The sequence below is a fragment of the Caenispirillum salinarum AK4 genome, from assembly GCF_000315795.1.
Taxonomy (GTDB): Bacteria; Pseudomonadota; Alphaproteobacteria; order Rhodospirillales; family Rhodospirillaceae; genus Caenispirillum; species Caenispirillum salinarum.
This window is the reverse complement of sequence record NZ_ANHY01000006.1, coordinates 221,588-241,620: the sequence shown is the minus strand read 5'-3', so window position 1 is coordinate 241,620 and position 20,033 is coordinate 221,588. Positions and strand designations below refer to the sequence as shown.

The window sequence follows — 20,033 nt, the reverse complement described above, 5'->3', positions numbered from 1 at the left end:
CCCGCCTACCGTTCCCGGAAGGCCTCGTGCTTGAGCTTCAAAACCGGGCGTATGAGATAGTCCAGGACCGATCGCGTGCCGGTATGGATGTCCACGGTGGCCTGCATGCCGGGCGTGATGGCAAGGTCGCCGGGCGCCGCGCCCAGGTAATCCTTGTCGGTCTCGACCAGGACCCGAAAATAGGGCGGCGCGTTCTCCGGCTGCGTCGAATCGGGCGCGACCAGGGTCACCTCGCCCTCCAGCCCCCCATAGCGGGCGTAATCATAGGTGGAGACCTTCACGGTGGCCGGCTGCCCCACCCGCACATAGCCGCGGTCGACCGGGTCCAGCCGGGCCTCGATGACCAGCGTGTCGCCGGTGGGCACGATGTCCATGATCGGCTCGCCGCCTTTCACCACTCCGCCGAGCGTGCTGTAGCGCATGTTCTTGACCACGCCGTCGATGGGGCTGCGAACCTCGGTGCGCAGCGCCTGGTCGGTGGCCTGGCGCAGGACTTCGCGCGTGCGGGCGATGGCGACTTCGGTTTCGGCCAGTTGCTCGCGCGCTTCCCGGCGATAGCGCAGCGTCGCCTCGCCCATGCGCTGCTCGGCCTCGGCCAGTGCGGCCTCGACGCGGGGGCGCATCTCCTTCAGCACCGACAGCTCGCCCTGAATGTCCTCCAGTTCCGAGCGCAGCTTGAGGTGATCGAGCTTGGGCGTCAGGTTGTCGCGCAAAAGCTCCGCCGACATAGCCAGCTTCTGGCGCGCCAGGGTCTCGGACTTGCGCAGGGTTTCCTGGCGCGCCTCCAGTTCCCGGATTTCCTGGCGCCGCTGTTGCACCTGCTCGGCAAGGACGCCCACCTGCGCCGCCAATTCGGCGCGCCGCGCGCGGAACGCCTCGCGTTCGCCGGCCGCGATGGCAGGCCTGCGCGCGGCGACGTCGACGGGCAGCGAAAGTTCGGCGCCCGTGGCCTCAGCCTCCTGCCGGGCCTTTTCCAGCAGCAGGCCGTCGAGCCGCACCTGCAACTCGTCCTTGTTCATGGCCGTCTGGGCGAGGTCGAGCTGCAGAAGCGGATCACCGCTGTTCACCACCGCGCCCTCGCGCACATAGATGTCGGTGATGATGCCGCCTTCCAGGTGCTGGATGACCTTCACCTTGCTGCGCGGCACCACTTCGCCCGAGGCGACGGAGACCTCGTCCAGTTGAGCCAGCGCCGACCACCCGACACCGCCCGCCAGCAAGGCCGCGATCAGGCCCGCGACCACGCGCCACCCTGGCGCCTTGCGGGTGCGCAGCAGGGCGTCCAGCGGGCCGTCGGCCGGCTGGCCGGCGGGTGACGGGGTGGCGGGTGACGGGGAGGATTTCATGCCGCACCCCCGTCTGCCTTGGCCTCTCGTGTTTCGGGCGCTTTCGCCCCGCCCTGCTGCCCCGGCGCCGCGCCGCGTCCCTGCAGCCATGTCATCACCTGCCCGGCGGGGCCGCCGGCAGCGATACGCCCGCGCTCGAGCACGATGATGGAGCGTGCGGCGTTCAGCAGCACCGGGGAATGGGTGACCAGGATGACGTTGCGGTCGGCCGCCAGCGCCGCCAGCGACTGCGCCAGGGTCTGCTCCGCCTGGGTGTCGAGGTGGCTTGAGGGCTCGTCCATGATGATGACCGGAGGGTCCGTGACCAGCGCCCGCGCGATGGCGATGCGCTGGCGTACGCCGCCGGCCAGCAGAGCGCCGGCCTCGCCCACGTCGGTGTCGTAGCCGTCTGGCATGTCCATGATGATGTCATGCACGCAGGCGCGCTTGGCGGCCGTGATGATCGCCTCGTCACCGGCCTCGCCGGCCACGGTGCCCTGGGAGATGGCGTCGCGGATGGAGCCCGACAGCAGCACCGTTTCCTGCGGCACGTAGCCGATCCAGGTCGCCAGTTCCTCGCGCGAGAACTGGGCCATGTCGGCGCCGTCGAGCAGCACCCTGCCCTCGCCCGGCCGGTAGAGGCCCGTCAGCAGCTTCGCGAGCGTCGTCTTGCCGCTGCCGTTGCGGCCCATCAGGCAGGTGATGCCGCCCGGCGGCACGTCCGCCCGCGCCTCGTGGATCACCGGCTGACCATCTTTGCGGTAACGGAAGCCCACTCCGTCCAGGCTCAGGCGGCCGGCCGGGCGGTCGTGGGTGATGGCGGCGGTCATGCGCTCCTCGGCTTCACCGAACAGCTTGCCCAGCCGCGCTGCCGACTGGCGAAAACCGGCATAGGAGCGCCACGCGCCCACCACCTGGTTCATCGGCCCCATCATGCGGCCCGACAGCATGTTTGCGGCGATCAGGGCGCCGATGGTCATCTCCTGCTCCATGATCGCCAAGGCGCCGACGGTGGTCATGGCAACCGTGGTTGCCATGGTCATGACATGAGCAAGATTGACGTAGCCGTCGTTGCGCAGGCCGCGGTCGATGGACCGGCCGATGGTGTCGGCCTGCAAGTCCTCCCACCGCGGGCGCAGGTGGCGGTGCAGGGCCAGCGCCTTGACGGTGGCGCGCCCCTGGATCGTCTCAGCCACCAGCAGATCGCGGCGGGCGGCCTTGTCCTTTTCGGCCTTGGCGGCCTTGGCCATGGTCGCCGCCGACCACGCCGCCAGCAGAACGAAGGCGCCGAAGGCGATCAGCAGCACCCAGGCCACGGGCGCGGCGATGACGTAGACCAGCCCGACGAACAGCACGACGAAGGGCAGGTCCACCAGCAGCACCACCGTGGCCCCGGACAGCGTGTTGCGCACCGTATCCAGGTCGCGGAAGATGCCCTGCCAGAAGGCGGTGCGACGGCTTTCCAGGGTGCGCAGCGGCAGGGCCGTGATCTTGTCGAACAGACGGCGGCCGACCTTGGCGTCGATGGTCAGCGCCACCCGCTGCAACACGCGCGACCGGGTCTGGCGCAGCACGAAGTCGAAGGCGAGAACCAGCACCATGCCGGCAACCAGGCCCTGCAGCGTCGACAGGCCGTTGTGGAAGACGACCCGGTCGTAGACCTGCAGCGTGAAGATGGGCACCGCCGTCGCCAGAAGGTTGGCGAAGAAGGACAGCGTGAGCACTTCCAGGAAGGCCGGGCGCAACGGCTTCAGCACCGGCCGCAGCCACGAAGGCGCCGTGTCGTCGTCTGCCATGGATGATCGGTCCGCGCACGATCCGGCGTCGGGACGAGGCCCGTGTCCGCCGTTTGTTTCCCCAGGGTGCCCAGGGAACACCGCGCGGCCGAAGGTGGCAAGTTCTTTTTCTTCTGCGCTACGCCGGAAGTCTTGCGTTATGCTGCGGCCCCAGAGTTTCGGGGATATCGAGGGGAGAGGCGTCCATGGCGACGGGGGAAAGCCGCCGGGGCAGGATCGGGGGATGGATCAGGCGCGCGGCGCGCGGCACTGTGACCAAGGGGCGCGGCTGGGCCATTCTGCTGCTGATCGCCCTGTCGGTGCTGCGCACGCTGGACCCCGCGCCCATCGAGATCCTGCGGGTGAAGACCTTCGACCTCTACCAGCAGATCGAGCCGCGCGAGGTCACCCAGCGGCCGGTCACCATCGTCGACCTGGACGAAAAGTCCCTCAACCAGGTGGGCCAGTGGCCGTGGCCGCGCACGACCGTGGCCGAGATGGTCCAGCGCCTGACCGCCATGGGCGCGGTCGTCATCGGCTTTGATATCGTGTTCGCCGAGCCCGACCGCATGTCGCCCGCCCTCGTGCAGGCCAGCATGCCGGGCCTTGATCCGGAAATGCGCGAACGGCTGAAGTCCATGCCGTCCAACGACGAGGTCCTGGCCCAGGTCATCAGCCAGAGCCGCGTCGTCATGGGCCAGTCGGTGCGGGCCGATGCCGTTCCGGCGCCCGAAGACAGCCCCACCACCTCGATCGCGCTGATCGGCTCGGACGTGCGCGACAAGGTGGAACAGCACGCCGGCATGCTGCGCAACATCCCCATCCTGGACAGGGCCGCCATGGGCCGGGGCGTGTTCAACACCACCGGCGAGATCGACGGCATCGTCCGCCGCGTGCCCATGGTGGTGAACGTGGACGGCACCCTGCACCCCAGCCTCTCGGCGGAAGTCCTGCGCGTGGCGACCGGCAACCAGAGCCTCGCGGTCAAGGCGCGCGGCACGGCGGGGGTCGAGGGCATCGTCATCCGCCCCAACCTGATCCGCACCGACCACAAGGGCCGGGTCTGGGTGTACTTTTCGCACATGGACCCCGAGAAGTATGTCTCTGCCGCCGACGTCCTCAACGGCACCGCTCCGCCCGAGAAGATCGCCGGCAAGCTGGTGCTGATCGGCACGTCGGCCGTCGGGCTGCTCGACATCAAGTCATCGCCGGTGGATGCCTTCCTGCCCGGCGTGGAGGTGCACGCCCAGATTCTCGAGAACATCCTGACCAATACCCAGCTCATCCGCCCCCGCGACGCGCTGGGACAGGAACTGGTGGCGGGAATTGCCGCCGGTCTCTTGATGATCGTCCTGGTGCCCATGGTCCGCGCCCGCTGGACGGCCCTGCTCGGCTTCGTCTCGGTTGCGGCCATGTTCGGCTTTTCGTGGTGGGCGTTCCAGAGCCAGCGGCTGCTCTACGATCCGGTCTATCCGGCCCTGGTGGCGACGCTGCTCTACATGTACCTGACGTACTCGAACTACGTCCGCGAGGAAAAACAGAAGGCCCAGGTGCGCCAGGCCTTCGGCCAGTACCTGTCGCCGGCCCTGGTGGAAAAGCTGGCCTCCGATCCGAGCCATCTGAAGCTGGGCGGCGAAATGCGGCCCATGACGCTGATGTTCTGCGACGTACGCGGCTTCACGACCATCTCGGAACTGTTCGATGCCGAAGGGCTGACGCGGCTCATCAACCGGTTCCTTACCCCGATGACCGACGTGATCATGGCGCGCCAGGGCACCATCGACAAATACATGGGCGACTGCATCATGGCCTTCTGGAACGCGCCCCTGGACGATCCGGAACACGCGCGCAACGCCTGCGATTCCGCGCTGGCCATGATCGGCAACCTGAAGGGACTGAACGAGGCGCTAAAGCGTGAGGCGGAGGAGGAAAACCGGCGCCACGTGCCCATCAACATCGGCATCGGGCTCAACACCGGCACGGTCTGCGTCGGCAACATGGGCTCGGAACAGCGCTTCGACTATTCGGTCCTGGGCGACGACGTGAACCTGGCCTCCCGTCTGGAGGGCCAGTCCAAGACCTACGGCGTGACCGTGGTGCTGGGCGAGCAGACGGCCCGCCTGGCACCTGAGTATGCGCAGGTCGAGCTGGACCTGATCCGCGTGAAGGGCAAGACCGTGCCGGTGCGCATTTTCGCCCTGTTGGGCTCGCCGGACATGGCGTCGAGCAGCGAATGGCAGATCTTCAAGGCCCGCCACGATCAGTTCCTCGCCCTCTACCGCGGGCAGCGGTGGAACGAGATGACGGAAATGGGCGTCGCCCTGCGCGCCGAGGCCCATGCGCTGGGGCTGGACCTCGACGGCCTCTACGACCTGTACGACGGCCGCGCGGACGACTACCGCGCCGCGCCTCCCGGCGAGGACTGGGACGGCGTGTTCGTGGCGACCTCCAAATAGGCCCGCCAGAAAATGCTTTTTTGTCAGCAGGTTGGGCGAGAAGGCTAAAGCGCCGCTTCAGGCGCCGATGTCCACCGTCATGCCCTCGCGCGCAACAAAAGCGCCGGCCCAGGTCTCCGCGGCCTCGGCCTCCACCTTGGTCATGAAGGTGTCGTCGTGGTCGGGGTCGTGGTGGAAGATCGCCATGCGCTTGACGTCGGCCGCGCGGCACAGGCGCACGCCCTCCTGCCATGTGGAGTGGCCCCAGCCGACGTGGCGCGGGAATTCGTCGTCGGTGTAGGTGCTGTCGTAGATCACCAGGTCGGCGCCCCGGATCAGTTCCAGCACGTTGCGGTCGGGCTCGCCGGGCCGGTGCTCGGTATCGGTGACATAGCACATGGCCTTTCCGTCGTATTCGATCCGGTATCCGGTCGACCCGTTGGGATGGTTCAGCGCGGCAGTCCGCACCGTGACGTCATCCCCCAGGTGCAGCGTCTCGCCGGCCTTGAAGTCGTGGAACGTCAGCTTCGCCTGCAACGCCTCCAGCGGGACCGGGAAGACCGGATTGGACATGCTGCTGGCAAGCACGCTCTGGATGCCGCCGGCGTCGTGCAGGTGGCCGGCGTAGATGTCCAGGCTGCGGTGCTTCTGGAAGACGGGCGCGAAGAAGGGGAAGCCGTTGATGTGATCCCAGTGGGTGTGGGTCAGCAGCAGGGTGGAGGCCTGGATGCCCTGCTCCATCACCTTGTGGCCCAGGCCGCGGATGCCGGTACCGGCGTCCATGATGATGTGGCGCCCCCCGGCGACAACCTCCAGGCAGCTGGTATTGCCGCCGTAGATCACGTGGTTCGGCGACGGGCAGGCGATGCTGCCGCGCACTCCCCAGAAGGTCACCGAGAAATCCATCAAGAACCGCGCCCCTGCTCTGTCATGTGCTCCGGTGCCCCCGCCCCGGACTCCATACGCAAACATTCCACTTTTCGCGCACAACGATCAATCCTTTATCGGCCGACCTACTCCGATGGATCACCTGGGGTTTTCGCTTGTGCGCTCGACCACGACCGGCACTCCCGGCGTGAGGCTGAGGACCGATGCCGCACGGCCCTGGTTGACCGCAATTTCCACAAGGCCGTTGGAGTTTACGTACCAGAGCGGCCGGCCCACGGGCACGGCACCGAAAGTGCGGGCGTGGCTGACGCGGGTGCCGTCGGGCAGCACCAGCACCGCCTCTGTCGACAGTCGATACCCGAGCCGGCCGGTCATGGCATTGCCGTAGTGGTCGACGTAGACGATGCGGTCCAGATCATCGGGCCAGTTTTTTCGGCGGAGGCGCGACAGGGGCAGCGGAGACAGCCTGCCCTCGCCCGCCATCGCGTCCGCCCCGGCGGTGGCGAGGCCGGCCGCGACCGGCGCGAAGATGTCCCGGCCGTGGAAGCTGGCGCTCAGGACGTCGGGCGCCCAGGTGATCTCCCAGGCTCTTGCAGAGCCGTCGGGTGCACGGCGCAGGACAGGCTCGAACAGGCCGTTGCCGGGGCCGACGAACCGCTTGCCGCCGGCTTCCACCACCACGCCGGGGCGGTCAGTCCCGACGCCGGGATCGACCACGGACAGGAACACCGTGCCGGCTGGAAACCATTCGGCATAGGCCGCCAGAAGATAGGCGGACAGCATGGGATCGAAGCTGGGTGCATCGGCGAACAGGTCGATGACCGGCACCGCCGGGGCCTCCCGCGCCAGCACGGCCTTCATCTGGCCCACATAGGGACCTGCGAGGCCGAAGTCGGTGAACAGGACGATCATGGCGCGGCGGCCTCCTCTTCCCGCGTGTGAGCGACGCGCGCGGCCAGGCCCGACAACAGCCCGCCGCCCAGCGCCGCCAGCCCGAACAGGGTGAAGGCCGAGGCGTAATCTCCCGGCAGGACCTCGACGGCGATGCCGAACAGGCTCGGCCCGAAGACCACTCCGGCATAGGTAAAGAACAGGGCGCCGCCGGTGGCCTCCCCTGCCCGGCCCTTGGGGGCCAGGTGCGCCACCTCTGCCAGAAAGACGCCGTTCCAACCGATGGCGGTGGCGCCGAACAGGGCGACGACGGGCACCAGCAGCGCCACCGGCATGTCCGGCGCCAGCCAACCCGTGAGAATGGCGGCGGCGGCCATGACGGCGCCCAGGATCAACAGCATGGCGCGCGGCCCGATCCACTTGTCGGCCACCCAGCCCCAGATCACGCGCCCGGCGATCCCCGCGCCCTGCGCCACCGCCAGGATCAGCCCGGCGTCCACCAGGCTCATGCCCGCGCGGCGCGCCAGGTAGACCACGAGGAAGCTCGACAGGCTGAGCTGGATGGCGGCAAAGGTGAAAGAGGCGACCGACAACAGCCGCAACGGCGCGTGACGCCAGATCATGCCCAGCGGGGCCAGTACGGCAGCCACGTTGGCGCGCTTTCGCGGATCGCGGTCGGCGTCCAGGACCTGCCGCGTCGGCTGCACCAGAAGCGCCACCGCCAGCGCCGCCGTCCCCACGACCAGGGCCGCCCAACGCCAGCCGATGGCATCCGTCAGGCTCGGCACCAGGGCTCCGGCCAGCATGCCGCCGATGGGCACGCCCGTCTGCTTGATGGAGAACACCAGCCCCCGCCGTTCCGCCGGCGTGGTGCGGGCGAGGATGTGGCTGGAGGACGGCGTGACGGGCCCGTAGCCAAGCCCGATCACCAGTGCGCCGACGATGGCCATCACCACCAGCGGACCCGCCTGCATGGCCGCCACCCCGGCCAGGCCCGCCAGGCACAGCGCCAGGCAGACCTGGCTTGTCCGCATGGCGCCGTAGCGGCCGATGATTCCGCCCGACACCAGCGTCGTCACCATGGCGCCCAGGTACACCAGCGAGGTGTAATAACCAACGAAGCTGCCCGGCAGGCCCACGTCCTCCGTCGCGACGGCAGCGAAGACCGGCGGCGTCAGGGCTGCCATGCTCACCAGCGCCTGCACGGTGGTGGTCGCCGCCAGCACGCCCCAAGGGGAGCCGGCGGGAGGGGCGGATGCCGTCCCGCTCATGGGCGTGCGTGCCCCTCGCCTTGTCGCGCCGGTCGGCCGGCCCCATGTGAAAGTCGTTGCATGCCTTCTGCTTAGGCCCGATCGTAGCGCCTTCGCAAGGGCCACTGACGCCGTCCGTCGCCCCGCCGCAAGGAGAGCCGCTTCCATCATGCCCGTGCTCAACCGCATCGCCGACTTCCACGACGACCTGGTGGACTGGCGCCACGACATCCACCGGCATCCGGAACTCGCCTTCGAGGAACACCGCACCGCCGCCCTGGTGGCGGAAAAACTGCGCGGCTTCGGCTTCGACGAGGTGGTGGAGGGCATCGGCGGCACGGGTGTGGTCGGCGTGCTGCGCCAGGGCGACGGCCCGATGATCGGCCTGCGTGCCGACATGGACGCGCTGCCCATCGTGGAAGCCGCGGAAGACCGGCCGCACAAGTCGGTCCACCACGGCGTCATGCACGCCTGCGGCCATGACGGGCACACCACCATGCTGCTGGGCGCCGCCCGCTATCTGGCGGAGACGCGGCGCTTCTCCGGAACGCTGGTGTTCATCTTCCAGCCCGCCGAGGAAGGCCGCGCCGGCGCGCGCGCAATGATCGAGGACGGCCTGTTCGACCGATTCCCCGTTTCCGCCGTCTGGGGCGTCCATAACATGCCGGGCCTGCCGGCCGGATCGGTGGCGGTGTCTCCCGGTCCCGTGATGGCGGCGGCGGATCGATTCACCATCACCATCCAGGGCAAGGGGGCCCATGCCGCCGCACCGCACCTGGGCCGGGACCCGGTGGTGGCCGGCGCGGCTCTGGTGCAGGCGCTGCAAGCCCTGGTCAGCCGCCATTGCCCGCCGCATGAGACGCTGGTGGTGTCGGTGACCGAGTTCCACGCCGGTGACACGTTCAACGTCCTGCCCGACGCCGCGCGTCTGGGCGGCACTGTGCGCTACTTCGACAAGCAGATCGGCGAGCAGGCGATTGGCGGCATGAAGCGCATGGCAGAGGGCATCGGAGCCGCGCACGGCGTCGAGGTTTCGGTGGACTACCAGTATGGGTATCCGCCCACCGTCAACACTGCCGGCGAAACCGAGGCCGCGCGCGCCGTGGTCGCCGACACCTTCGGCGCCGAGCGGGTCTTGGACCAGGCGCCGGTGATGTTCGCCGAGGACTTCAGCTTTTTCCTTCAGGAGAAACCGGGCGCCTACGGTTTCATCGGCAATGGCGAGGGATCGGAAGACCTGGGATGCGTCGGGCTCCACAACCCGCGGTATGACTTCAACGACGACATCCTGACGACGGGCGCGACGTTCTTTGCGCGACTTGCCGAGTCGCAATGTCCGCAACGCTGATGCGCCCTCGCGCGTGGGCTCGCAACTGGACATCGGCTGAAGCATTCTTTATATAACTGGCAACGCTCGTGGGGCGGTCCCGCCGGGTCCGCCCCATTCCCGTTACGTGGTGCGCCGCTTCGGTGCCCTGTGATGCGGGAAGAAATTCATCTATGACGGTCGCCCCCAGCCCCGCGCGCCGCGAGGGTCCGAACGGCTTTCGCCGTCACGCGCCGCCGGACGCGGCGACCCAGCAAGGAGACAGGCATGGCGAAGGAAGAAACCCTCGAATTCAACGGCACCGTGGTCGAAAAGCTGCCGAACGCGATGTTCCGCGTGAAGCTGGAAAACGATCACGAAGTGCTGGCTCACACGGCGGGCAAGATGCGCAAGTTCCGCATCCGCGTGTCGGTGGGCGACAAGGTGGACATCGAGATGACCCCCTACGACCTGACGAAGGGCCGAATCGTCTTCCGCCACCGTCATTGATCGGCACGAGGGCGGGCGCCGCAGGGCGCCCCCGCCTCTCCGTCCGCCACGTCGGCGGCAAGGGCCCGCGAAAGCGGGCTTTTTCGTGCCCGCGTGGTGGTTCTGGTCTGGTGCTACAATGCGAACAGCAGCAGCAGGATTGCTGCCATGCCCACCCAGCCGGCGACGATGAGCAGCAGTGCGGCATTGACGGGAATGACTCCCTCGCGCGAGAGGGCCGGCGGAGGCTCCTCCCAATAGCCGGCGGTGGCGAGGCCGGCCGACTGCTGGTCGTCCTCCAGCGCCTTCAACTGATCGGCCAGGCGCGAGGCCGCACCGGTCCACGAGAACGGCGCCTCAACGGCGGCCGCTTCCGCGCGGAACGTCTTTCCCGAAAAAGGGTCCACCTTCACCGGCGCCGCCGCCGGGTCGGACGGTGACGCCGCCGTCTCGTCGGGCACCTGGCTTGCGTCGCGGGCGGCGATGGCGACCACCAACCGGTCGGCGAAGGCCTCGAAGAACGACTCTGCCGCCCGGTCCGCCACGCCGCGCACCAGCGAGCCGCCGATGGTCATCAGCCGGCCGCCGATGTCGGCGTCGCAGTCGTAGATGAAGATGGTCTCGTGGGCCGCATCGGGCGCTTCGGCCAGCCGGACACGGGCGGTGGCCTTGGCGAACCCCGCAACGCCGCCGTCGCCCTGGCCGATCAGCGTGTAGGCGTGCGGGGCGTCGATGTCCGCCAGTTCAATGGAGCCGCGGAACCGCGCCTTCATGGGTCCGACGCGGGCGCGGATGGTGGTTTTCAGGTCGCGCTCGCCGGTCCACTCCAGTTCCTCCACCTGGCGGATGGAGGCCTTGAGGATGTCGACGTCGTTCAAGGCGCGCCAGACGGCGCCCTTGGGTGCGGGTATGCGGTATTCCCCGGTGAACTTCATGGCCTGATCCCCATCCTGCCGTCAGCGGCGCGGCTGTCAGTCCTCGTACAACTCGTAGATGCCCTGGGTTCCGGACTCCCGACCGCCCTGTTCGACATAGCGTTCGTACTGCTCGATGGCAAGCTTCAACGCGCGCAGGTCGAGTTTGAAGTCTTCGGCCTCGGCGGCGGCGATGTTCATGTCCTTCTGGAAGTGATGCACGTAGAAGCCCGGCGCGTAGTCGCCGTGCGCGATGCGGCGCCCAAGCACGTTGAGCTGGAAGCCCCCGGCCGCGCCGTTGCCGATGACGTCCAGCACCGCGTCGGTGTCCAGCCCGGCCTTCTTGGCGTAGGCGATGGCCTCGGCCACGCCCAGGATGGTGCCGGAAATGACGATCTGGTTGACCATCTTGGTGTGCTGGCCGGCGCCCGCCGGGCCCAGCAGGGCGATGGATTTGCCCATGGTCTCGAACAGCGGCTTCACCGCGTCGAAATCATCCTGATTGCCGCCGCACATGATGGCGAGCTTGCCCTCGCGCGCACCAACATCGCCGCCGGAAACCGGCGCGTCCAGGGCGTGCAGGCCGCGCTGGTCGGCGTCGTTGGCGATGCGCTGGGCGATGGAGGGCGAACTGGTGGTCATGTCGACCAGATAGCTGCCCGGCTTGGCGTGCGCCAGGATGCCGCCCTCGCCGTAGTACACCTGCTCCACGTCCTGGGGATAGCCGACCATGGTGATGACGACGCCGCAGGTTTCGGCAAGATCCGCCACCGTGTCGTGCCAGATGACGCCCTCGTCCAGCAGGTCCTGGGCCTTGCTTTTGGTGCGGGTGTAACCGTGAACCTCGTAGCCGGCCTTCATGACGTTGCGGGCCATCCCCTTCGCCATGATGCCCAGGCCCACGAAGCCGACCTTGTGGGTGTCGATCCCGACCGTCATTGTCAGCTATCCTCCCGTCTGCGCGCGTGGCCGCCCGATTGCCGGGCGTTGGTGTGTATGTCCCACGACTATAAGGGAATTTCCATGGCTCACAAACCGGTTCTCCTGATCTCGCGACGGCTGCCCGACCCGGTGCACGAGCGGGCGGCGCGGGATTACGACGCCCATCTGAACCCCGAAGACCGCCAATACGGCGGCCTGGAACTGGCCGAGGCCGCGGCGCGGCTTGCCGCCGACGCCCTCATGGTCACGCCCACCGAGAAGGTCACGCGCGAGGTCATCGAGGCGCTGCCGGACAGCGTGCGCGTGCTGGCGACCTTCAGCGTCGGGCACGATCACATCGACACCGACGCCGCCCGCGCCCGCGGCCTGACCGTCACCAACACGCCCGACGTGGTCACCGAGGCCACCGCAGACATCGCCCTGCTCTGCCTCCTGGGCGCCGCCCGCCGGGCGTGGGAGGCGGAAAGCCTGCTGCGGCGGGGCGACTGGACCGGCTGGGCGCCGACCCAGCTTCTGGGCGTGCATCCCGGCGGCCGGCGGCTCGGGATTCTCGGCATGGGGCGCATTGGCATGGCGCTGGCTCGTCGCGCGCGGGCACTGGGGATGGAATTGCACTACTGCAAGCGCACCCGCCTGCCCGAGGGCGAGGAGGCGGACCTGGGCCTGACGTGGCACGACACCAGCGAGAGCCTTCTCAGGGTCTCGGATTTCCTCTCCATCCACATCCCCGGCTCGGCGGACAACCACCATTACCTCAACGCCGAGCGCATCGGGCTGCTGCCAAAGGGCGCGGTGGTGATCAACACGGCACGAGGCACCGTCGTGGACGACGCCGCGCTGATCGCCGCCCTGAAGGACGGCCGTGTGCAGGCTGCGGGGCTGGATGTGTTCGAGGGCGAGCCGGCGGTCAATCCCGGGTACCTGGACCTGCCCAACGCCTTCCTGCTGCCGCACCTGGGCACGGCGACACTGGAGACGCGCACTGCCATGGGGTTCCGCGCGCTGGACAACGTGGACGCCGTTGTGCTGCGCCGGGCCGAGCCGGGGGACCGGGTTGTCTGATTGTGGCGCCAGAACGAAAAACGCCCCGAAAACCAATGGTTTCCGGGGCGTTTCTGTGGTCACCGCTCAGGTGATCGCAGGCGCGGCGATCAGCCGCCCTGCATCTCCTTCTCAGTTTCCTCGATTTCGGCCGTCAAGGCGTCCAGCACCTTCTGAGCGTCCTCGCCGCCGACCTCGATGAAGGTGTCGCGCGCGCCCATGGCGGCTTCCTTGAACTTGGCGCGCTCTTCCTCGGTCAGCTCGATCATGGGCATGTCGGGCTTGGCCTGCTTGATCTTTTCCAGGCGCTCCTCGGCGTACTGGGTCTTCACGTCGAAGATGAAGTCGGCCAGTTCGCTGGCCACCTCGTCGACCATCTGGCGCCGGTCTTCCGGCAGGTTCTCCCAGAAGGTCTGGTTGGCGACGACGGTGGTCGTGAACTCCTGCTGGCCGGCCCAGATCATGTAGTCGGAGACTTCGTAGAACTTCATCTCCTCGATGGCGAAGACCGGGTTGACCTGGCCGTCGATCTGCTTGAGCTGCAGCGCGCCGTAGACCTCGCCGTAGGGCATCGGCGTCGGGTTGGCGCCCATGGCCTTGTAGCTCTCGGTCAGGATGGGCGACGTCATGGTGCGCATCTTGAAGCCCGAGAAGTCCTCGGGGCTGCGGACCTCCTTGTTGGTGGTCCAGACCATGTCACCCTCGGGGTACATGGTGATGAGGTGCAGGCCTTTGTCCTTAAGCTTCGGGGCCAGCATGTTGTAGACGGTTTCGCCCTCGGTCAGGACCTTCTTGTTGACCTCATCGCTCTGGCTGAGGATGTAGGGCAGGTTGAAGACGTTCACCTCGGGCACCAGCGAGCCCAGATGGCCCGGCGAGGCATTGGCGAACTGCAGCGTGCCGTTGGCGACCAGTTCCGTCAGCTGCGCCGAGGTGCCCAGCGTGCCGTAGGGATAGATCTGGACGGTGACCTCGCCGTTGGTGCGCTCCTCGACCAGTTCCTTGAACCTCTCGGCGTAGGCGTCCTGGACGCTGCCGTCGATCTCCTCCAGCGCGAACTTCCAGGTCTCGGCCTGGGCGGCGGACACGACGGCCGAGCCGGCGAAAACGGCGGCGGCGGCGGTCAGCGCCATGCCGAACTTGCGAATGGTCATTGAGGCTCTCCCTTACGGTGGATCGCATCGGACGGGCCCTGTCACGCCAGTACCCGCAAGGCGGGCAAGGCTGGCTGTGCGAGGCCCTCAAAAGGCAACGGCCGCCGCGGCAGAATGCGACGGCGGCACGCGCCGCTTGGCGACTCATGTGTTACAAGGCTAAGGGGGTCTCAAATCATTCGCAAGGATAAAATCCCTGCAAAGAGACCATACCCGTTCATGGAACAGTATTATCGCGCACGTGTGCCGATGCGGTAGAATAGTCTTGCGACATTCCGCCCGCCAGCAGGCACCAGTCAGACGATCCGGGACTTACGTCGCATACGGAAGGACGGTCGTCCAATCTTCTCTGATCTTCGCGTTTTCTAATCGGCGGTTGATCGTTTGCGATTTCTGTCCTAGCCTTTCAGGTACTTCCATGTTCCGATCGGCCGGCTGGGGTCCCTCTCCGGCCACCGGTCAAGATGAGGAACGCGGCGACGCGAAGGATGGTTCCGCGTCGCCAGTCGAGGTTGCGCCGGTTCGCGCCGGTGCCGTCGTAGGAGTTCGAGACGCATGGAGCGACGCAATCCGCCCCCCGGCGGCAGGGATGGCAAGTCCCATCCGGTCCTCAACGCCATCAGTATCCTGGACACGGTTCTGGCGAAGGTGGAGACCTTCATCCTGGCCTACGGCATCCTGCTGATGTTTCTGAACACCATCGGGAACGTCATCGGGCGCTACCTGTTCGGCCAGTCGCTGTACTTCTCCGAGGAATTGAACCAGTTCCTGATCGTCCTGGTGACGTTCGTCGGGCTGGGCTACGCGACCCGCCGTGGCCGCCACATCCGCATGTCGGCCTTCTATGACCAGTTGTCCGATCGCGGCCGCAAGATCCTGATGATCATCATCGCCGCGGTCACGGGCGCGGTGATGTTCTGGCTGTCGTGGATCAGCTACGAGTACGTCGCCAGCGTCGCCAACTCGGGCAAGGTCACGCCGGCCCTGCGGGTTCCGCTGTACCTGACGTATCTGTGGGTGCCCTTCGGCTTCTTCCTGACCGGCATCCAGTATGCGCTGACGGTGTTGCGCAACCTCCGCGACCCGGACGTCTGGATCTCGTGGGAGGCCGTCGACAGCTACGACGAGATCGACGGCACCGCCGCCGGCAGCGGCGAGGACCGCGAGTAGAGCCCGAACAAGGAGACCAGACCCATGACAGCCGTGATGCTGGGAACCATGATCGGGCTTCTGCTGCTCGGGTTCCCCATGATGATTCCCCTGATCGCCGCGACCATCATCGCCTTCGTCGGGTTCTTTCCCGGCATGCCCGAAACCAACATCATCCAGCAGATGATCGGCGGCGTTAAGCCCACCGCGCTGATCGCCGTGCCCATGTTCATCCTGGCCGCCGACATTGTCACCAAGGGCCACACAGCCGACCGCCTGCTGGACCTGGTGATGACCTTCGTCGGCCACATCAAGGGCGGCTTGGCCGTCACCGCCGCCACCACCTGCACCCTGTTCGGCGCCGTCTCGGGCTCCACCCAGGCCACCGTGGTCGCCATCGGCGGGCCGCTGCGGCCGAAGATGGTGGAAGCCGGGTACAAGGACAGCTTCGTCATGGCGCTGACCATCAACGCCAGCGACATCGCCTTCCTGATTCCGCCGTCCATCGGGATGATCATCTACGGCGTCATTTCGGGCACCTCCATTGCCGAGCTTTTCATTGCCGGCATCGGCCCGGGCCTGATGATCCTGGCCATGTTTTCGGCCTACTCCATCTTCTTCGCGGTGAAGGAGGGCATTCCGACCGCCCCCAAGGCCACCTGGGGCGACCGCCTGAAGGCGATCAAGGGCGCCATCTGGCCGCTTGGCTTCCCGGTCATCATCATCGGCGGCATTTACGGCGGCATCTTCAGCCCGACCGAGGCCGCCGCCGTGTCAGTCGCCTATGCGCTGATCCTGGAGGTGGTGATCTTCCGCTCCGTCAGCATCAAGGAGATCCCCGAGATCGCCCTGTCGACGGGCCTGATTACGGCCGTCGTTTTCATCCTGGTCGGGGCCGGTGCGGCGTTCTCGTGGGTCATCAGCTTCGCCATGATCCCGCAGGCCATCATCGGCAGCCTGGGACTCGAGACCGCGGAGCCGACGGTCATCCTGATCGCCATTTCCATCGCCTTCTTCGTCGGCTGCATGTTCGTCGACCCGATCGTGGTGATCCTGGTCCTGGTCCCAATCTTCGCGCCGCTGGTGCAGCAGGCGGGGCTGGACCCGGTGCTGGTGGGCGTCATCGTGACGCTGCAGGTCGCCATCGGTTCGGCGACGCCGCCGTTCGGCTGCGACATCTTCACGGCCATCGCCATTTTCCGGCGGCCCTATTTCGACGTCATCCGCGGCACGCCGCCGTTCATCATCATCCTGCTGGCGGCCGCCGTTCTGCTGATCGCCTACCCGCAGATCGCGCTGTTCCTGCGCGACCTGGCCTTCCGCTGAGGCGGACGCGGGCACCGACACACGACGCGCCCACGGCCCGGCCCCCGCCGGGCCGTGCGGCACTGGGGGATAAAGGAGGGAAACGTCATGTACTTCAAGAACCTGCTCGTCGCGGTGGACGGCTCCGACCACGCCATGAAGGCACTGGAACTGGCCGTGCAACTGGAGGACAAGTTCGACTCGAACCTGCACATCCTGTCGGTCTACCGTCACTACGGCATGTTCGAAAGCTCGCATTCGCTGGTGCGTCCGCGACAGGAACTGGCCGGACCCGACGAGGCCTTGCGCCAGATCGCGCAGGAAATCGTCGACATGGCCGCCAAGCGGGCGGAGGAACTGGGTGCGACTGGCATCAAAAAGGTGGTCAAGCGCGGCAAGGCCGCCCGCACCATCCTGGAGTACTCGAAGGACAAGGGCATCGACTGCATCGTCATGGGCAAGCGCGGCATCGGCGACGGCGGCGGCGGGTTGCTGGGCTCGACCTCCAACCGCGTTGCCACGCTCGCCCACTGCACCTGCATCACGGTGAAGTGACGGCCGCCCCGTCCACGCCGCGCTCGGGGGCCGCGACGGCGGTGCGCGCGCCCTCTTCCGGCTGCCAGCCGAAGGTGCGGTCGAAGTGCGTGAACATGCGGTCCAGGCTCTTCTGCGTCGCCTCGGCGTCCATCTTGATAAGGTAGCCCCGCGGGCTGGTGCCGGCGCCGATGGCGATCGTGCGGGATGCCTTCCCGCGCACCTCGATGCCGGTGATCTCGTCGCGGATGGTGTTGTCGCGCTTGACCCGCATCTTCACGTTCTTGATGGACCAGCGGACAAAGCGGGGCGTCGCGTCGTCGCTGTCCCACTGGTGATAGGTCCCGGGCAGCACCACCTCTTCCACCGGTGATCCGCCGCGCCTCAGGTCCTCGGCGATCTGCCCGGTGCGCTTCAGCGAAACATTCGCGTCCAATGCGCCATTGAGGATCAGCACCGGCGCCCCGGTCGCCGTGGGGTCGTCCAGCCGCGGAACCGAAGAGCCATAGAACGACGCATGTGCGGCGAACTTCAAATTGGCGTCCGGCGTGCCGTCCAGGAACAGGCGGCGCATCTGCTCGTACGCCGTCAGCACCGTGATCATGCCGCCGTAGGAAAAGCCGACGATGCCGATGCGGTCGGGATCGACGTCGGGCCGGTGGGCCAGCGTGCGCAGGGCGGCGAAGGCATCGGCCAGCATGGTGCTTTCCGTCGCAGCCAGGGCGCGCTTGCTGTGGCTGTCGTGGTCCTTGCCGCGAACGGCGAAGCTGTCCACCACCAGCGCCACATAGCCGTGCTCGGCCAGTCGGCGGCCATAGGTGTGCTCGCGGGCCTGCTTGAGGCCACCCAGGCCCTGCGAGACCACCACCGCCGGGCGCTTCGGGCGCGGATCGGTCTCGCCCTCGGCGACCTCCGGGCGGTACAGGTATCCCCGCCCCCGAATCGGATGCCGCCGGGCCTCGGGCACATCCTTCAGGGTGAAGGGGGTAGAGGTCTCGAAAGCGACCTCTTCGGAGTGCAGCGTGATCGTCATGCTGTTTGAACCACTGGCGAAGCATCAGGGTTGCGCTGTCGCTCCGCCAACCTCGCGGGCGCCCAGGTCGCGGGCAAACTCGCGCAATTGGCCGAAGAGGCCAGGATCGGCGATCACCCGCGGCACCTTGTTCTGTCCGCCGGCCCGGCCGCGCGATTTCATCCAGGCCGCGAAAGTGCCCGGCGCGGCGACCAGAAGGCGCGGCGGGTCCATGCCGACGGCGCCGGTCCGGTGGACGCGGTAGTCGTCGTTCGCATCCTGAAGCCGCGCATCCACGTCGGCGATGAAGCGGTGGGCCTGGGCGTCGTCGGGCGGCGGCTCCCCGGCGAATTCCACCACATAGAGGTGCCCGCCCTGATGGCCGGCCTGCTCTGGATACAGCGCCCCGACCGACCAGTCCGAAACCGCCCGCCCGCGATGCCGGGCGGCGGCGGTGACGGCAGCCTCGATCTCCTCGCCCTCCAGGTGCTCGCCGAAGGCCGACAGGGTGTAGGCGGTGCGGCCGGCGACGATGACGCGCGGCGGGTCCAGGTCCACGAAGCGCACGGTGTCGCCAAGCACATAGGACCACACGCCGGCATTGCTGGAGACGATGACGGCATAAGTCACGCCGGTCTCGACGTTGCCCACCCAGAACCGGCGCGGGTGGGGCGAATTCAGCTCCTCCACCGGCACGAATTCCAGAAACAGGCCATTGTCGAGAAACAGTCGCAGCCCCTCGCCCACCCCCCGGTCTGCGCACGCGATGAAGCCTTCGCTGGCCGGGTAGACCTCGCGCAGGTCCACGGGCCGCGTACCCCAGTCGGCCCGCGCCATGGCCTGGTAGCGTTCGCGGTAGGGCTCGAAGTTGACTCCGCCGTAGACGACCATTTCCAGCCCCGGATACAGCGACCGGAGATCGATCTCTTCCGCCGGACGGCCGGCAGTGCGCTCAAGAAACAAAAGCAGCCAGCTTGCCGTGCCACCGATCAGGCGGATGTCGCGCTCCACGGAATCGGCGCCCAGCGCAGCCACCTTCTCATCCCAGTCGGTGAGGCGGGCCAGGTCCCCCGGCGGATAGTAGCGCGACCGCGCCCAGGCCGGCACCTCGCGCGCCGCAATGCCCGTCAGGTCCCCCGAAAGCACGCCGCCGCCCTCGTCCTCCATGATCGTGGTGCCGCCCAGCATGAAACTGCGCCCGCCCAGGATGCGGGTATTGGGCCGCGCGGCAACGTGGAAGCTCAGAAGGTCCAGGACCGCCCGCTGGTTGGCCTTCGCCATGGGTTTGGTGACCGGAAGGTACTTCGTCCGCCCCGCCGTGGTGCCGCTGCTGACGGCCAGATAGGGCGTCCGGCCGGGCCAGGTGGCGTTCTCCATGGCGGGGAAGGCCGGCTTCCACCACTCCGTCCAGAAATCCTCGTAGCGGCGCAGCGGCACCGCCTTCTGGAAGTCCTCCACCGTGCGCAGGCGGTCGAAATCATGCGCCTGCCCAAAGCGGGTGCCGGCGGCCGTCTTCAGAAGCTGGCGAAGCTGCTTCTGCTGGGCGGCGCGCGGGTACATGCGGCGAAGCTGGCGAAGGCGCCAGCGGGCTCGCAGGCGCAGCAGCGGCGTCGCGTCGATCAT

Annotated in this window: 17 protein-coding genes; 7 read left to right on the top strand and 10 right to left on the bottom strand. The window is 67.6% G+C overall.

The features are described 5' to 3' along the window. Nucleotides 1-5: 5 nt before the first annotated feature. Nucleotides 6-1,346 (bottom strand): HlyD family type I secretion periplasmic adaptor subunit, encoded by a 1,341-nt coding sequence (locus tag C882_RS07515; RefSeq protein ID WP_009539979.1) that lies wholly within the window; start codon nucleotides 1,344-1,346, stop codon nucleotides 6-8. After that, nucleotides 1,343-3,121: a peptidase domain-containing ABC transporter gene (locus C882_RS07510; RefSeq protein WP_009539978.1), complete on the bottom strand. Its 1,779-nt coding sequence runs from the start codon at nucleotides 3,119-3,121 to the stop codon at nucleotides 1,343-1,345. The genes C882_RS07515 and C882_RS07510 overlap by 4 nt, the downstream gene beginning before the upstream one ends. Nucleotides 3,122-3,306: 185 nt before the next feature. On the opposite strand from C882_RS07510, the gene C882_RS07505 reads away from it, so the two are divergent. Then, entirely contained in the window at nucleotides 3,307-5,556 is a 2,250-nt protein-coding gene (locus C882_RS07505; protein ID WP_009539977.1) for a CHASE2 domain-containing protein, read from the top strand. A gap of 57 nt (nucleotides 5,557-5,613) precedes the next feature. On the opposite strand, the gene C882_RS07500 is transcribed toward C882_RS07505, so the two are convergent. From C882_RS07500 to C882_RS07490, 3 genes are all read right to left on the bottom strand, one after another. Continuing rightward, nucleotides 5,614-6,441 carry an MBL fold metallo-hydrolase gene (locus C882_RS07500; RefSeq protein ID WP_009539976.1) on the bottom strand — a complete coding sequence of 276 codons (828 nt, stop codon included), beginning with the start codon at nucleotides 6,439-6,441 and terminating at the stop codon, nucleotides 5,614-5,616. 120 nt (nucleotides 6,442-6,561) lie between these two features. Continuing rightward, nucleotides 6,562-7,335 (bottom strand): SAM hydrolase/SAM-dependent halogenase family protein, encoded by a 774-nt coding sequence (locus C882_RS07495; protein ID WP_009539975.1) that lies wholly within the window; start codon nucleotides 7,333-7,335, stop codon nucleotides 6,562-6,564. Next, complete coding sequence (locus C882_RS07490) at nucleotides 7,332-8,585, bottom strand: MFS transporter (protein ID WP_152415238.1); 1,254 nt, start codon at nucleotides 8,583-8,585, stop codon at nucleotides 7,332-7,334. The genes C882_RS07495 and C882_RS07490 overlap by 4 nt, the downstream gene beginning before the upstream one ends. Nucleotides 8,586-8,733: 148 nt before the next feature. Here C882_RS07490 and C882_RS07485 point away from each other — a divergent pair, with 148 nt between their 5' ends. Together C882_RS07485 and infA are read left to right on the top strand one after the other, a co-directional pair. Next, nucleotides 8,734-9,912 (top strand): M20 aminoacylase family protein, encoded by a 1,179-nt coding sequence (locus C882_RS07485; protein WP_009539973.1) that lies wholly within the window; start codon nucleotides 8,734-8,736, stop codon nucleotides 9,910-9,912. A 246-nt stretch (nucleotides 9,913-10,158) separates the two neighbouring features. Then, complete coding sequence (gene infA, locus C882_RS07480) at nucleotides 10,159-10,380, top strand: translation initiation factor IF-1 (protein WP_009539972.1); 222 nt, start codon at nucleotides 10,159-10,161, stop codon at nucleotides 10,378-10,380. Between the two features lie 113 nt (nucleotides 10,381-10,493). Here infA and C882_RS23040 read toward each other — a convergent pair whose 3' ends face one another. After that, a complete protein-coding gene (locus tag C882_RS23040) occupies nucleotides 10,494-11,294 on the bottom strand; it encodes a CoxG family protein (protein ID WP_009539971.1) in 801 nt (266 codons plus the stop codon). 36 nt (nucleotides 11,295-11,330) lie between these two features. Continuing rightward, complete coding sequence (locus C882_RS07470) at nucleotides 11,331-12,212, bottom strand: NAD(P)-dependent oxidoreductase (protein ID WP_009539970.1); 882 nt, start codon at nucleotides 12,210-12,212, stop codon at nucleotides 11,331-11,333. A gap of 84 nt (nucleotides 12,213-12,296) precedes the next feature. Between C882_RS07470 and C882_RS07465 the strand changes: the two genes are divergently transcribed. Next, nucleotides 12,297-13,277 carry a 2-hydroxyacid dehydrogenase gene (locus tag C882_RS07465; protein WP_009539969.1) on the top strand — a complete coding sequence of 327 codons (981 nt, stop codon included), beginning with the start codon at nucleotides 12,297-12,299 and terminating at the stop codon, nucleotides 13,275-13,277. Between the two features lie 89 nt (nucleotides 13,278-13,366). Here C882_RS07465 and C882_RS07460 read toward each other — a convergent pair whose 3' ends face one another. Further along, nucleotides 13,367-14,410, bottom strand: coding sequence for a TRAP transporter substrate-binding protein (locus tag C882_RS07460; RefSeq protein ID WP_009539968.1), 1,044 nt, complete (start codon nucleotides 14,408-14,410; stop codon nucleotides 13,367-13,369). Nucleotides 14,411-14,965: 555 nt separating this feature from the next. Between C882_RS07460 and C882_RS07455 the strand changes: the two genes are divergently transcribed. The 3 genes from C882_RS07455 to C882_RS07445 all read left to right on the top strand — a co-directional run bounded on the left by C882_RS07455 (nucleotide 14,966) and on the right by C882_RS07445 (nucleotide 17,419). Next, a complete protein-coding gene (locus tag C882_RS07455) occupies nucleotides 14,966-15,580 on the top strand; it encodes a TRAP transporter small permease (protein ID WP_009539967.1) in 615 nt (204 codons plus the stop codon). Between the two features lie 24 nt (nucleotides 15,581-15,604). Next, complete coding sequence (locus tag C882_RS07450; protein WP_009539966.1) at nucleotides 15,605-16,885, top strand: TRAP transporter large permease; 1,281 nt, start codon at nucleotides 15,605-15,607, stop codon at nucleotides 16,883-16,885. Between the two features lie 87 nt (nucleotides 16,886-16,972). Continuing rightward, on the top strand, nucleotides 16,973-17,419 hold the full coding sequence (locus tag C882_RS07445; protein WP_009539965.1) for a universal stress protein: 447 nt from the start codon (nucleotides 16,973-16,975) through the stop codon (nucleotides 17,417-17,419). On the opposite strand, the gene C882_RS23035 is transcribed toward C882_RS07445, so the two are convergent. Beyond that, entirely contained in the window at nucleotides 17,406-18,431 is a 1,026-nt protein-coding gene (locus tag C882_RS23035) for a dienelactone hydrolase family protein (RefSeq protein WP_009539964.1), read from the bottom strand. The genes C882_RS07445 and C882_RS23035 overlap by 14 nt on opposite strands. A gap of 24 nt (nucleotides 18,432-18,455) precedes the next feature. Then, nucleotides 18,456-20,033: a GH3 family domain-containing protein gene (locus tag C882_RS07435; protein WP_009539963.1), complete on the bottom strand. Its 1,578-nt coding sequence runs from the start codon at nucleotides 20,031-20,033 to the stop codon at nucleotides 18,456-18,458.